This window comes from Paenibacillus sp. RU5M (genome assembly GCF_900221055.1).
Lineage (GTDB): Bacteria > Bacillota > Bacilli > Paenibacillales > Paenibacillaceae > Paenibacillus > Paenibacillus marchantiae.
The window spans coordinates 188,836-203,348 of the sequence record NZ_OBQM01000005.1 but is presented as its reverse complement, the minus strand read 5'-3'; the positions used below and the strand labels follow the sequence as shown (position 1 = coordinate 203,348).

Sequence of the window (14,513 nt, the reverse complement as noted above, 5' to 3'; positions counted from 1 at the left end):
GTTTCCTACGGGGAACAGTCTTTTTTGTATGGTTGTACGCGTACATATAAGTTAAATGAGCGATTCATAGTTAATTCCAGGATGGAGGTTTCCCGTCCGTGAAATGAATTAATTTTTTCAGTCCGAGCAACCGATAACAAATAGGAGGCTGTACCCTTAATTTCCCTCTGTCATCATCAATGGGGAGAACGGGTTTACACCTAGAGAGTGAGGGGTTAGGGTGGAAGTATACCGTTCATTTATCTTTCGTCTGATGCGAAATTATATTATCGGTTCAATGGGAGCAGTTTTTGTGGTAGGTACAGTCGTTATGGTGTCTACCTTACAAATACCAAACATTCAATTTGTACGACTTATTATCATTGTGTTGATATCACTATTGTTCATGCTTGTTGCAGAACTGATTACGTTATGGGCACAACTTGGCCCCATCCGGCAGTTTTTTGCCGCTGAGCATCATGAAAAGGCCGAATTGACAAAGATGTATGAGAGCATTCACCGTTTTCCGGGACAAACGATCTATCGTATTTTGGGTCCGCATATGCTTGGGTTTTCCCTGCCTGCTGCCGGATTGACGATATGGATGATTTCTACAGGATGGCTGGAATTTCCATATGGATATGTCGCAGTTGCAGCGGCGTGTGCCTTATTGATCGCCGTGATGCATGCCTTAATTGAATATTTTCTGACGGTTCGGACCGTGAGACCGCTGCTGCTGGAAGTTCGCCGCAGAGGCAAAGAACAGCATGGTATGGAGCCATCTCTCGGAGGACGTGTCCTGGTGTCCATTCAGCGTAAATTTCAGCTGAGTACGGCGTTGATCGGTTTATTTCCATTATTTCTGTTCTTCCTGGCTACATCGATCCGTCTTCAGTATATGGATAGCGAGTTTGCGAAAGAGTATATTCTGTGGGCAGTTCTTATCGTTGTGCTGGGCGGGGGCTTCGCCCTTGTGGGAAGCTGGCTACTGATTCGGGATGTTCGTGGTCCGGTTGCAGAGCTAACGGAGGAGATGAACCGAATTCAAGAGGGAGACCTGGGCAGAAGAACCCCTGATCTGTACGCGGATGAATTTTCTGCGCTCATCTCCGGATTCAATATGATGATTAATCGGCTTGAGATGAGACAAGAACGTAATCGGCAGTTGCTGCAAAGTTATTTTTCCACCTTGGCGGCTGCATTGGACGCACGGGACAAATATACGGCAGGTCATTCCATGCGGGTGGCAGAGTACTCCATTATGATTGGCAAGCTGAGTGGCATGAATGAGGAACAAGCAGATCTATTATACAAATCAGCATTGTTGCATGATATTGGGAAAATCGGCATACCCGACGAAGTGTTATTGAAAGATGGGAAACTCACTGATGACGAATTCGCCATCATTCGCACACATCCCGTTCTTGGAGAGGGCATTTTGTTACAGATTGAACCGATTGATGCCATGGCAGATTTCCTGCCGGGTGTAAGGTCTCATCATGAAAGATATGATGGCAAAGGATATCCTGATGGCATAGCAGGCCAAGAGATTCCGCTGTTTGGCCGTATCATTGCCGTGGCTGATGCTTTTGATGCCATGACGTCTGATCGTCCATATCGGAATGGGATGAGCCATGAGAAAGCGCTATCTATTTTGGAAGAAGGAAAAGGGACCCAGTGGGATCCCTATTTTGCAAGTTTGTTTATTGATGAGTGGAGGCGGCAACAGCATCTCCAGAAATCGTCGGAGCGAGGGGTCAGCTGATCCCCTCAGTCCACTTCGATTCTTTTCTGCGACGACGGAGCAGCGAGAGCCCAGTGATAATTGTAAAAACGCATTCGCCGAGTACGACTGCACCCAGGGCGTCATAGATTACATGTTGTTTAATCATTAAGGTGGACAATATAATCAGTGCTGCACCAGCAGCAACTAACACCTTAACATGTTTGCGAATACTCTGAACGGAGAGAACAGCACGCATAACCAGATAAGAATGAAGGGCATGAATACTTGGAAAACAATTATATGGACGGTCCTGGCCGTAGAGCCATCCAAGGAGAGATGCGCCTAGACCTGTACCTGTTAACTCGGGACGCGGCACCATAGTCTGAAAATTAAAATAGATCAGGTAACAGATCCAGACACAGATGTTCATGGATAACAGGACGCGATAATAAGTGAGCCGATCTTTGGCACATAAATAAGCCAACACGCCGAAGACAAACGGATACCAACCCAGATAGGGTATGGACATGGAAGGTACATAAGGGATGATCCGGTCCAACGGGGAATTAAGAACAGAGAACCCGCGCTCCGGACTATTCAGAATATCATAGAACATCCCCATGACAGCCAAGGAAAGCATCAAGCTTAACGACAGCCAGTAGGATTTGCTTTTTAATACGTGCACAACACCGTTTCTCCTTTCATCCAGGTTCGCAAGGAACTGGATCACAGCAAATAAAATCGAACAACAATATATTCTACTACGTTCAGCGCACAAATTGAATCCTGATTTGTGTATTTTTGTGCATTTTTTTGACGACGAAGGAATGTCGAAGGTTGAATGGGCATGATATGATAGAGATGTATACGGACTAAAGGTTTTCTGTCAATGAATACACGACAACAGGAGTGAGTGAATGCAATTTTCAAAAATGTTCGTATTAAACATGGGGATGCTCATTACCATTGCTTACCTTGCTAGTGTGTTCTATAAATACGTCGTAATACGAGCTTCATCACGAGTAAAACAGATATGTTCGTTGTTTGTACTTATTTTTGCAGGCTGGATCAGCACGGTATTTGGATTTCAGCTTAATGATGAAGTTGTCTTCGATCTTCGTTTTGTTCCTTTAATTGTTGCCGTTTTGACGTATAGACAACCCTATAGCGTGATTATCGTGGGTGTTGGGATTGGACTGACCCGGTTAACTTTCGGTATCAATGATGCTACGGTGGCTGCACTGATCAACATGTCAATCTTGGGTGTGCTGTGTGCAGGGTTGAATATATGGATGAGACGCAGTGACTACAGGCTAATTGTTAAAGGTGTCATCGTCATATTGATTGTAAATGTGGTCAATAGTGTGAACATAGCTATCGTCGGCGTTATCCCGGCTACATATTTTTTCTCACATATTATGCCGTATACCCTTCCTGTTGGTATTTTACTTAGTCTTATTTTTGCTTTTATTTTACGAGATTTCCAGAATGAACAGAATCGGATTTTGCTCATCCAGAGCACAAATCGTTTATTGTCTGTGCAAAAGGAAGAATTGCAGAAAGCTCAAATCGTGCTGGAAGACCGTGCCAAGCAGTTGATGATTACTTCGCAGTACAAATCGGAATTTTTGGCGAATATGTCGCATGAACTGCGAACACCGTTGAACAGTGTCATTAACTTTGCCCAGATGATCAGCGAGAACGGTGATACGCTGGAGCAGGAGGATGTCGTACGTTTTGCCACAATGATTGAGCATTCTGGTCAGGAGTTGCTAACGTTAATCAATGACATTCTCGATCTGTCCAAAGTGGAAGCGGGCAGACTGGATATCGTCTTGGAGGATATCAGTGTTGCCCAACTCACGGAAGATGCCATGAATCACTTCCAGTTGGTTGCCGAGAAAAAGGGAGTCCAGCTGCAACTGGACAAGAAGCCAGGACTACCAGAAACCCTCTGGTCTGATCCCCAACGAGTCCAGCAGATTTTGCGTAATCTCATGTCCAACGCCATCAAGTTTACACATCAGGGGAAGGTCACACTGACCGTGAGTACCAAGCAAATGAAAAAGTCAGGCGTTCTAAGTCAATGGATTGTTTTCTCGGTACAAGATACGGGAATTGGCATTGCTGAAGACAAACATCAATCCATTTTTGAAGCATTTCAACAGGCTGACGGGTCTATAAGCCGCAAATTTGGGGGAACAGGACTCGGCCTGTCAATCAGTCGGGATTTGGCAAGATTACTGGACGGATCGATCGAACTTAAAAGCGCTGAGGGCAAGGGAAGTACCTTCTATCTCTATCTCCCGTTGAACCGTGAAAAAATGAGTTGACAACCATCACGCTGTGAGTAGAATTTGGGGTGACAACTAGCATCGACCGGCTCTTGAAACCCGGTCTAAGGAGTGTATCCCCATACAGAAGACGGTCAACGTTAACCCTCCTCCGTTTGCAGGCAAACCACGGCGCAAGGGTTCGACACAACGCACGAATTTATCCATTGCAACATGGGAGGGTGTACCGGCAATTATTTTGCAGACGTTGCTGGGAGGCCCATTTTTAACCGGATTTCTGCTGTACCTTGGGGCCGGGTCAAGACATATTGGCTTTGTGCTCGCCATTACGACGTTTGTCAATATCGCCCAGATTGGAGCGGCTTACTGGATGCAGCGCATTCGCAGCCGCAAACGCATGCTTATATTGTTTGTAGGTTTGCATCGCATCCTGTGGAGTTCGACGGGCCTCATCCCGTTCCTGTTTCCCAAGGAGTGGTGGATAGGCATTTATATTGGTGTGTATACGGTTGCATTCATAGCCAATACGATTGGCGGTATGATCTGGACCTCATTGATTGGAGATATCGTTCCTGCCAAGGTGAGAGGGCGTTATTTCGGAATTCGAAACACGATTCTGAACGCACTTGGAAGCGTATGCTTATTTGCTGGAGGCATCGTTTTGGACCGTTTCCCCGGGGAGATGGGTTTCTTAATCCTGTTCATTCCGGTGTGGATTTGCGCCATAGCCAATACAGTTATTTATTGCTTTTATCCAGATGTGCCGTTTGAACGTTCAACTGAAAAGGTCTTTTGGGGCATGTTCAAGAAGCCGTTTCAGGATCCTTCCTTTTTGAGGGCTGCAATGTTCCTCGCGGCCTGGTTACTGATCCAGACGTTGATCGTTCCGCTATTTTCCTACGTGATGCTTGACCTGCTTAACATTAATTATCAGACGGTATCTATAATCACCGTGGTGCAGACGCTCGTTATGATGGCCGGATTCTATATCTGGGGCAATCTGAACGCGAGATTCAGCAATAAAACCTTATTATTTTGGACATTACCGATCATCGCACTCTCCTGTCTGTCATGGGGATTGATGTCGTTTATGCCTGTTTTGATAGCGCTTTTTTTGTCTCATATTTTTCTCGGTATTGGTGTGGGTGGATTTAACCAGCTTGCTTTCAACTTCACAATCGGAGATACACCCAAAAGCGAAAGACCGATGTTTGTCGCCGTGTATTCGGCTATGACCGGAGTGACCTCGTTTCTTGGACCGCTGATTGGTGGCTGGCTGTATGAGAGAATGGAAACCTGGCCGGACGCGATGAATTGGGTTTCCACCTATGGCTTCCAAGTGGGTGTTGGTGCAGCGATGCTGGTTCTTACGTTTACGCTTGGACGTCGTGTGCTTCTGAAATAGAGATATGTGGAGGGATGTACTTGGAAAATCACGAACGGCAAGCTCTTGTGATTGGAGCCACCGGGCTTGTGGGTGGACTACTGGTACGCAGCTTGCTTCAGAATCCGGCTTATGGCCGGATTCGTGTATTGGTCAGACGACCGCTTGAAATGGAACATCCAAAGCTGGAGCAGCATGTCGTGGATTGGGAACAACTTGAAGAGCAGAAAGATCTATTTCGCGATGTTGATGACTTGTACTGTTGCTTGGGTACAACGATTAAAAAAGCCGGCAGTCAGGAAAACTTCCGCCAAGTGGATTTTCACTACCCCGTAAAAGCCGCCAAACTGGCCAAGGAACATGGTGTATCCCAGATGCTCGTCATCTCTTCCATGGGAGCCGATGCCGGGTCACGTGTGTTTTATAGTCGGACCAAGGGAGAGATGGAAGAGGCATTAACGGATATCGGTTTCCGTTCACTGCATATATTCCGTCCGTCGTTAATTCTTGGAGATCGTAAAGAAAAACGGTTGGGTGAGCAGTTGGCAGCTCATGCCATGACGTTTCTGGATCGCTGGATGAAAGGCAGAGTGGATAAATATCGGGCAATCCAGGCTTCAACCATAGCTCGGGCCATGATGAACATTGCGCTTGTTCAAACCAATGGAAACCACGTGTATTCCAATGATGTTATTCATGTGCTTGGTTTGGATGAGTCCTGAGATATTCATGGTTATCCGATAATGGAATGAGAGCTAAGGGTAGACGTTTCTTGCCTGGGTAGGATCGTGGTATAATAAGCTTCAAAAATGAGTTCGAGGCTTGTCTCCTCGCGGTGGCAGGACAGCGAACATGAAGGAGAACTCATCCATGAAAAAACCAATCTCTACCGATCAGGCGCCAGGTGCCATTGGTCCATACAGCCAGGCTGTTGAAGCAGGCGGTTTCATCTATACTTCCGGTCAGCTTGGCCTGAACCCGCAAACAGGAGAATTCGGAGCCGATGTACAGGAGCAGACTCGTTTGTCCCTGAGCAACGTGAAGGCCATTCTTGAAGCAGCAGGCACAAGTATGGACAAAGTTGTGAAAACGACTGTTTTCCTGAAAGACATGAATGATTTTGTTCCGGTAAACGAAGTGTACAGCACGTTCTTCGAACAGCCTTATCCGGCACGCAGCGCAGTTGAAGTTGCTCGTCTGCCGAAGGATGCTCTTGTGGAGATTGAGGTCATTGCCCTCAAATAGGGGAGACTGATATTTGCAAAGCAAGGAAAGTTACATAAAAAGCCGATTTCTGGTCAGATGACCGAAATCGGCTTTTTGAATTTATATGAACAGATCCGGATTAATCCCGATCCTGGTTACGGGCGAAGAATAGCCATACCGCATAAATGGCTAGTACGATCGCAATGATAATTGCCGTATAATATACGGAGGTAACGTCTTTTTGTTTGAGTGCGATGGCAATGTATGCCCAAGTAAAGACAAGTGGGTATACGCTATCCCGGTAAGGGAAGCTCACCAGTACAGCCAGCACAAGGCCTACAATTAACATGATGATGGTCCAGGTAGGTTCACTGAGTCCGAAGCCATCCCAGCCGATTTTATATAATAATACAGCCGCATTGATAATGGTTGCCACGCTAACCCATCCAAGATATATGCTGAACGGCAGCTTCACGAGCCAGATTTCGGCAGTTGTGGGGAGGGTGATTGCACGCGTTTTTACATATAGCATGATCAGGGACAACAGAAGCAGAACGATGACGACTAAGGCGAGACCGATTTTGAGATTTTGAAAAGCAAAGATCCACGCTACATTAAAGGCACAGCTTGCTAGAAACCAGTAACCGAGGCGGGTAATGGAGTCCCTTTTCCAAGAAGAGGGAACGAACTGATAGATGACAAAGCCAGCGAGCAGCAGATAGATCAGTCCCCATATGGAGAAAGCATAGCCCGAAGGGGTGAGCAATACAGGGTACATATCCGATACTTCCTTGTTGGTTCTACCTCCGATAGGCAGCGCGTTGGAAAGATAATTTACTACGATAACAGCGATGAATCCAATCGCGTTTAACCACTTGTACGGATTGTTACGTGACATTGTGTTTCCTCCTTGGTTTTACAAAAATGAATGAACCACGGGTCAGTCTACAATGAATATACCCAGTTCTTTCGCATTCTAATAAGAAGCCGCAAAAAATTCACAGGATCGTTGTCTGGATACCCTGCGGTTTGCCGCGCTCTTATTCGCTGTGCTACGTCTCAATGTACGCTGGTTGAAGTAGAAATATGTTCACTTTGAAGGAGGAAGAAGGTTGTTTACGAGAGAAACGATGGAGAAGCAACAAACGTGGTTTTATGTCGTTGCCCTGTTCGTGGGAGCAGCGATTGGGCTGGGCACCCCTGAATGGGGGTCAGCGCTGCATTATACGGTTTCACCTGTGCTTGCCATTTTGCTATATAGCATGTTTGCACAGATACCTTTTTTACAGCTTAAAGAATCCTTATCCAACCTGCGATTTATTGGAGCTTTGCTGGTGGCTAATTTTATCGTAGTGCCTGTGGTCGTGTGGTTGTTAACTCTGGCGTTTCCGCAACCTCCGGCCGTGCTAATCGGCGTTTACCTGGTACTGTTAACCCCGTGTATTGATTACGTCATTGTTTTTACACAGCTGGGTCGGGGCAATGAGAAATTGATGCTTGCTGCAACGCCAATCCTGTTTGTTATACAAATGGTCTTATTACCAGTATATTTGTGGCTGTTCATAGGGAAGGAAGCGGCACAGGTCATGCAGGTGGGGCCTTTCGTGGAGGCTTTTCTGTTCCTGATCGTTATTCCGTTGCTGTTGGCTATTCTTACGCAAGTTGTGACCAAAGGCAAAGCCGGAGGAGAACGGGTGATGAACGCAACCGCTTGGCTGCCTGTACCCATGATGGCTCTGGCCTTGATTGTGGTTGTCGCATCGCAGATCGGGAAGGTCTACAATGATTTTGCTGTAATTGTGGATGTTCTGCCCATTTATATTATTTTTCTAGTTGCTATGCCCTTCATATCACGAATCGTAGTGGCTCTATTTCGATTGAATACAGGCGCAGGCAGGGCCGTTATTTTCAGTGCAGGGACCCGAAATTCACTTGTCGTTCTGCCATTGGCACTTGCATTACCGCAAGAGTGGGCCACAATTGCTGCCGCAGTGATAGTAACCCAGACGATCGTCGAGCTTGCGGGAGAGTTAATCTATATTCGTATTGTTCCTGCTGTCATACTGCGGGATCGCTGATTCCTTTAGAAAAGAAGATCAGGGTGTATCCATTAAGATGCATCCATATATGTAAAAAGGAAAGGGGCAATTCCCTGAGTCATGAACATGACGGGATGCCCCTTTTATCGTTTAACGAATCGAGCATTCTATTAGAAGAATTTCCACAGATCCGGCGGCTCAATTAAGCATTTCCGTCAGATAACGTTTTGCGGTACTCCCCCGGTGTGATGCCCTCCATTTTTTTGAACACTTTACTGAAATACTTCTCGTCCTGATAGCCGACCATCTCCGAGATTTTTGCAATTCGTAGTGAAGGGTTCTGCAATAGAAGCTTGGCGTTATTGATTCGCAGTTTGCCCAAATACTCCGACCAGTTCAATCCGAACTGCTGTTTGAATTTGCGAGATATATATTCGCGACTCAGGTAGAACCGTGCAGCAATCTGCTGCAGAGACAGGTCCTCTTGATAATGAGCATCCATATAACGTGCAATCTCACTCATTGGGTCCGGTGTTGCATGATGATGTGCAGTGAGGGCTTTTCCGGCTGCGAGCAACCGCTGTTCCAGCAGGGAGCGGAGCAAGGGCAGCGATAACAGTCCGTCACGGTCCAAAGGCAACTCGGCGAATGGAATGGATTGTTCCTCTATCGCTTCATCTTCCTCCTTCGGTGGGGCGCCTGCGGCATCGTCGAGCCAACGGCCAATCATCCATTCCATTTCATCCATCCATTGCTGTACCTGCTCCGCTGTTACGACATCGAGCCGGGTAATGGGATCAATCCATTCTGCAACGGCATTGGACACGCTGGAAGCGCGCCCGCTCATAGATGCCAGCCGTAAGGACTCCTCAAAGGTAGATAACCGCAGCCCTTTGTTTCCGTTGGAGGACTCCATTGCATCGTGAATACACTGCTTCGTTTGCAAGGCATTGCGTCGCCACAACCGCAAACTAGCTTCCTGATAGGCTCCCGAGGTCCCCGTAGGATAAAACTCACAGCTGGATATACCAAAATGAAGACGGCGTTGAATGGTCTGCTCCACACCATCGTTCACTTTTTCGAGAATGGTTTGAAGTGTCGAGCATTGACCCCAGTATAGGAGAACGACTTCATCCGGCTGATCAAGCTGGCGGAACACGACACCTTCAGCAGGCGGGGATAACATCTCCGCACAGATATTCAGCACGGAGAATACGAGCAAATCAGGCTGACTACGATATTTTGCCAAGCATTGAGCATCGAGATGGGAAAGGCTGGTGACTGCCACACTGCAACTGTCGATCTGCTTGGGCAGATTTAATTCATCCCGCAGCCGCTGGAATTGGGTGTTATTGCTTCCGCGTCCAACGACAAGCTCTGTGAGCAGTCTGTCATGATAATGCGGACGCATCTGATTGACCACCATGGATTGTCTTGTGGACTGCACACGAACAGCATCGTCTTCTTTCCAGGCGTCGACTGCTCTAAATAAGGATGAATTCAGTTCGTCTGCTTCGACTGGTTTGAGCAGGTAGTCCGTACCTCCATAGCGAATTGCATGCCTGACCAGTTCAAAATCATCATATCCGCTGATGACCAGTACTTTGCTGTGCGGGGCATGAACAGATATCCATTCGAGCAGAGCCATACCATCCTTGCCAGGCATTCGCATATCGCTGAGTACAATTTGCGGTTGATGAGCCGTAATGGCAGCGACCGCTTCGTGACCATCTGCCGCTTCATATAAGGTATCAATTCCTGCGGCTTCCCATTGACCAAGCAGCTTAATCGCATCGCGGACGTGTTTTTCATCATCGACAATCAAGGCTTTCATGTTGTTCACTCTCCCGCGTATATTTTGACTATGATCTCTACGCCATTCGGTTCCAGATTGCCGATCGTAAGCGTGGCATTGTATCCCGGAGGTGAGTTTAGTTGGAGTCTGCGCATTACGTTACGCAATCCAATCGACTCGGTCTCGTCCGGTTCCTGAGAGGAATCGGAAGATATGGATGCCGGATGCAACCAACGCTGAATTTCGGACAACTTGTCTTCCGGAATGCACGGTCCGTTATTTTCCAGCCGAATCTGAATCCAATCGTCAGGCGTTCGCTGACTGGATATGCGTATCCTGCCTTTGCCAGGCTGAACATCCGCTCCATGCTTAAAGTAATTCTCAATTAAAGGCTGCAAGGTCATCCTCGGCATTTCTGCGCGCAAGGTATCTTCGGCAAAATCCAGTTCAACCTCCAGGCGGTCACCGAACCGCTCTTTTTGTAGTTCCAGATAGAGCCGTGCATGTTCGGCTTCTTCGTTCAAAGTGACCCGGGTCTGGTCACGCATGCTGTAGCGCAGCATTTTGGATAGGGAAGATAGCAGCACATACACCCGTTGTCCTTGCTGTTGAAGCGCAAGTGTACCGATGGATTGCAACGTATTATACAGAAAATGGGGATGAATCTGGGCTTGCAGCGCTTTAAGCTGATTCGTTTTATTCGCAATTTCAAGGCGATATTCCCGCAAAATCAAGTTGTTCACCGTATCCATCATATCCCGGAAATGACGGGCCAGCACACCGATCTCGTCCCCACTCGTTAAACGGATATCCACATGCAGGCGTCCTGCCTGAATCTGGTTCATATAACGCATTAATTGCTTGAGCGGTCCGGTGATCCGGATCGAGATGAACAAGGTTGCCACAATGACCAATAACAGCGCAGCAATAGCGATCATGGCATTATTCCACGTTAGAGTGGTGGCACTCGCGTACAGCGTTTCATTCGGAATCTGTTTTACAATGGTCCAGTCTGCAAATTGGCTTCCTAATTGCTGATACACATACATTGAATGATCTTGTTCAAAATGCCCTGAAGCGGTCTGTACTGTCCCTTCACCGGAACGTGCTGAATTCAGCTCAGTCGCTGCTTCCTGCCGTAATGCATCCGTTCCGCTTACTTCCGACTTTCCTTCGAAAATGATCTGGTTCTTATTGTCGATGACATAGATCTGTTCCTTTGTCGGATCATACAGTCTGCTGCAGATTTCGGCAATGGTATCCATGTTCAAATCGATGGCGAGCACACCCAATCGTTCTGTCGAAGGTACATCCTTGATCACACGGTGAAGGGTAATCACTTTTCTTGGAGGATCATCCGCTGACGCTGCCTTGAAGCCGTAAGAATGACTAAGGTGAGCCGATTCGACCCAGATATCCGGGCTTTTATCGTTCGATTTTCCATGAAGCGAGTCGGAGTAGGCCTGTTTGCGCTCTTCCCGCTTCGGGAAAGGATTCGCAATTAATGTCGATTGATTGGCAGCAAAGGAGTGCAGATACAGCTGGAATACATCGGGCACAGCCGAACGTATCGTCTGCAGAGTGGTGTATACCTCGGCAACTGCGCGATAGTCGCCGGGGATTTTCGCCAGATTTCGCAGGAAATTCGGATCGTTGTACACAGCAAGCGAAGCTCTTGCCACGTTATCCACGTAATTGTTGAGATTGGTGGACGCCTGAAAGATTAGGCGTTTGTTCTCCGCGACGGCCTGCTCACGCAGGGCGGTCTTAGTCTGGATAAACGTCATGCTGATGGATGCCAGCAGCGGGATCGTTGTGGCGATGAGCATAAAAGCGATTAGTTTGGTGCGAATGCTGTAGTATTTTGACATCGTGACACCCCTTCTGGTTGCAGGTTAAGAAAGGACAATATTTTACACCCAACTGTTCACCAGGGTCGGTGTTTCCCTGTGCGAGAATGGGGTTTAATAGAACAAGAGACCAATTTCATCCATCTATAGAAGGGGAGAACGATATGAAGCATCGCAAATCTTCACAGCTGTTACAGCAGCTTGTGTTCGTGGGTCCCTCCATCGTCTTTTTTATTCTCATTATCGTGGTCCCTTTCCTGCTTGGCATGGTATATTCCTTTACCGACTGGAACGGGGTGTCGGCGAACATTCATTGGGTAGGATTCGACAATTTCAAGCAAATTTTTGCGAATGATCCCAAGTTTCTATCTGCGTTTTGGTTTACGGTGCGCTTCACCATGGTTGGTGTAATTTTGACCAATGTTATCGGTTTTTTCCTGGCGTATTTCCTGACCAAGCCGCTCAAGACGAGAAACTTTCTGCGCACGATCTTTTTTATGCCTAACGTGATCGGTGGATTGTTGCTCGGCTTTATCTGGCAGTTCATATTTGTGAAAGGGTTTTCAGCAGTAGGCGACGTAACAGGTTGGTCCTTCTTCAACCTCCCTTGGTTGGGAGACGAGCCAACGGCCTTCTGGGGTATCGTCATTGTATTTGTCTGGCAGACCGCAGGGTATCTGATGGTCATCTACATCTCGTCCTTGACCAACGTATCACCTGATCTGCTGGAAGCTGCCGAAATTGATGGTGCCAGCCGCTGGCAGGTACTGCGCAGCATTATTTTCCCGCTCATTATGCCGGGAGTCACAATCTGTCTGTTCCTTGCAATCTCCTGGTCATTCAAAATGTTCGATCTCAATCTGTCGCTGACCAAAGGCGGACCGTTTGGATCAACAGAATCGGTAGCTCTGAATATTTACAATGAGGCTTTTGTGAATAATCGGTACGGCATCGGTACAGCCAAAGCACTTGTGTTCTTCGTAATCGTTGCCATTATCACCATGATTCAGGTGCGTGTGACGAAGAGCAAGGAGGTGGAGGCATAAATGGAAACGTCAAAAAATTACCGCTTCAGTACCATTGTAACCGAGATTGTTATGGTGCTCATTGGATTATTGTTCCTGGTTCCGTTTTACTTCCTGTTTGTCAATTCGGTCAAAACATTCGGTGACCTGCTTACCAATTCGGCAGCATGGCCAGAGGTATTCCAATGGGGCAACTATGCGAACGCCTGGGAGAAAATCAAGTTCCCATCAGCGCTGATGAACTCGCTCATCGTCACTGTAGTCAGCAATCTGCTGCTGGTGTTGATCAGCTCCATGGCGGCCTACCGAATGGTACGCAGCGATACACGCTTCAACCGGATTTTGTTCGGTATGTTCATTGCCGCCATGGTGATTCCGTTTCAGTCTATCATGATTCCACTCGTTACCGTAACCAGTAATCTTGGACTGATCGACAGCCTCTTCGGACTCATCATCTGTTATCTCGGTTTTGGCGCACCGATGTCCATCTTCCTGTTCCACGGATTCGTCAAATCGGTTCCGCTCGAAATTGAAGAGGCAGCTCGGGTGGATGGAAGCTCCGCCTACGGCGTGTTCTTCCGGATTGTATTCCCGCTGATGAAGCCGATGTATGTAACTGTCATCATCCTGAATACACTCTGGATCTGGAATGACTATCTGCTGCCATCCCTGATTCTGCAAAGCTCCAATTTGCGTACAATTCCGATTGCGACCTTTGCGCTCTTCGGACAATATACGAAGCAATGGGATCTTGCCCTGCCTGCACTGGTGCTTGGTATCATGCCAATTATCATCTTCTTCCTGCTGATGCAGAAATACATCATTCAGGGGATTACTGCTGGATCCGTTAAAGGGTAAGTGCGAGGGCGGACCGCTCCGTGATCATGTGCGCTTACGGTCGCTGTTGCTCCTCGGTGGCCTGAATGAATTCAGGTAAAGAAGCCACCGAGTATCAAAGGCGAACGCTCCGCTCCTCCAGCGCATCATGATCCCTCCGCTCCGACCTGGCACGGAGGTGTGCAAGGGAGTCATGCCCGCTAAGCATGGGCCTGACTCCTGAGGGGAAATGATAAAAAGATGGTCAAAGTTTTAACGAACTCACCGCATCTTATGAGGTGAATAATTGAGGCATGCAAAGGGGAAGCACCGATTCGGGAACGGTTGTAAATCAATCGCCCCCTGCATCCTGGTGGCTAAAAAATGCAACGAAGCTGT

At 47.5% G+C, this 14,513-nt stretch carries 12 protein-coding genes; 8 read left to right on the top strand and 4 right to left on the bottom strand.

The genetic code is table 11. The features are described from left to right. Positions 1 to 220: 220 nt before the first annotated feature. Entirely contained in the window at positions 221 to 1,744 is a 1,524-nt protein-coding gene (locus CRO25_RS17015; RefSeq protein WP_064642564.1) for an HD-GYP domain-containing protein, read from the top strand. Here CRO25_RS17015 and CRO25_RS17010 read toward each other — a convergent pair. Next, positions 1,737 to 2,390 carry a phosphatase PAP2 family protein gene (locus CRO25_RS17010; RefSeq protein ID WP_079695791.1) on the bottom strand — a complete coding sequence of 218 codons (654 nt, stop codon included), beginning with the start codon at positions 2,388 to 2,390 and terminating at the stop codon, positions 1,737 to 1,739. The genes CRO25_RS17015 and CRO25_RS17010 overlap by 8 nt on opposite strands. A 232-nt stretch (positions 2,391 to 2,622) precedes the next feature. Here CRO25_RS17010 and CRO25_RS17005 point away from each other — a divergent pair, with 232 nt between their 5' ends. From CRO25_RS17005 to CRO25_RS16990, 4 genes are all read left to right on the top strand, one after another. Continuing rightward, entirely contained in the window at positions 2,623 to 4,038 is a 1,416-nt protein-coding gene (locus CRO25_RS17005) for a HAMP domain-containing sensor histidine kinase (protein ID WP_079695790.1), read from the top strand. A 208-nt stretch (positions 4,039 to 4,246) separates the two neighbouring features. Continuing rightward, a complete protein-coding gene (locus CRO25_RS17000; protein ID WP_256863676.1) occupies positions 4,247 to 5,404 on the top strand; it encodes an MFS transporter in 1,158 nt (385 codons plus the stop codon). 20 nt (positions 5,405 to 5,424) lie between these two features. Then, positions 5,425 to 6,105, top strand: a complete 681-nt coding sequence (locus CRO25_RS16995) for an oxidoreductase (protein ID WP_256338029.1) — start codon at positions 5,425 to 5,427, stop codon at positions 6,103 to 6,105. A 148-nt stretch (positions 6,106 to 6,253) separates the two neighbouring features. Continuing rightward, a complete protein-coding gene (locus CRO25_RS16990) occupies positions 6,254 to 6,628 on the top strand; it encodes a RidA family protein (protein WP_063567999.1) in 375 nt (124 codons plus the stop codon). Positions 6,629 to 6,728: 100 nt separating this feature from the next. Here CRO25_RS16990 and CRO25_RS16985 read toward each other — a convergent pair whose 3' ends face one another. After that, on the bottom strand, positions 6,729 to 7,487 hold the full coding sequence (locus CRO25_RS16985; RefSeq protein ID WP_063567998.1) for a tryptophan-rich sensory protein: 759 nt from the start codon (positions 7,485 to 7,487) through the stop codon (positions 6,729 to 6,731). Between the two features lie 232 nt (positions 7,488 to 7,719). Here CRO25_RS16985 and CRO25_RS16980 point away from each other — a divergent pair, with 232 nt between their 5' ends. After that, complete coding sequence (locus CRO25_RS16980; protein WP_079695918.1) at positions 7,720 to 8,667, top strand: arsenic resistance protein; 948 nt, start codon at positions 7,720 to 7,722, stop codon at positions 8,665 to 8,667. A gap of 163 nt (positions 8,668 to 8,830) precedes the next feature. Here the strand turns inward: CRO25_RS16980 and CRO25_RS16975 are convergent, their stop codons facing one another. Both CRO25_RS16975 and CRO25_RS16970 read right to left on the bottom strand, forming a co-directional pair. Then, positions 8,831 to 10,462 (bottom strand): response regulator, encoded by a 1,632-nt coding sequence (locus tag CRO25_RS16975; RefSeq protein WP_079695787.1) that lies wholly within the window; start codon positions 10,460 to 10,462, stop codon positions 8,831 to 8,833. Between the two features lie 5 nt (positions 10,463 to 10,467). Then, a complete protein-coding gene (locus tag CRO25_RS16970; protein WP_079695786.1) occupies positions 10,468 to 12,294 on the bottom strand; it encodes a sensor histidine kinase in 1,827 nt (608 codons plus the stop codon). A 143-nt stretch (positions 12,295 to 12,437) separates the two neighbouring features. Between CRO25_RS16970 and CRO25_RS16965 the strand changes: the two genes are divergently transcribed. Then, positions 12,438 to 13,319 carry a carbohydrate ABC transporter permease gene (locus CRO25_RS16965; protein WP_079695785.1) on the top strand — a complete coding sequence of 294 codons (882 nt, stop codon included), beginning with the start codon at positions 12,438 to 12,440 and terminating at the stop codon, positions 13,317 to 13,319. Further along, positions 13,320 to 14,156, top strand: coding sequence for a carbohydrate ABC transporter permease (locus CRO25_RS16960; protein WP_053779743.1), 837 nt, complete (start codon positions 13,320 to 13,322; stop codon positions 14,154 to 14,156). It abuts the gene before it with no gap. Positions 14,157 to 14,513 lie beyond the last annotated feature (357 nt).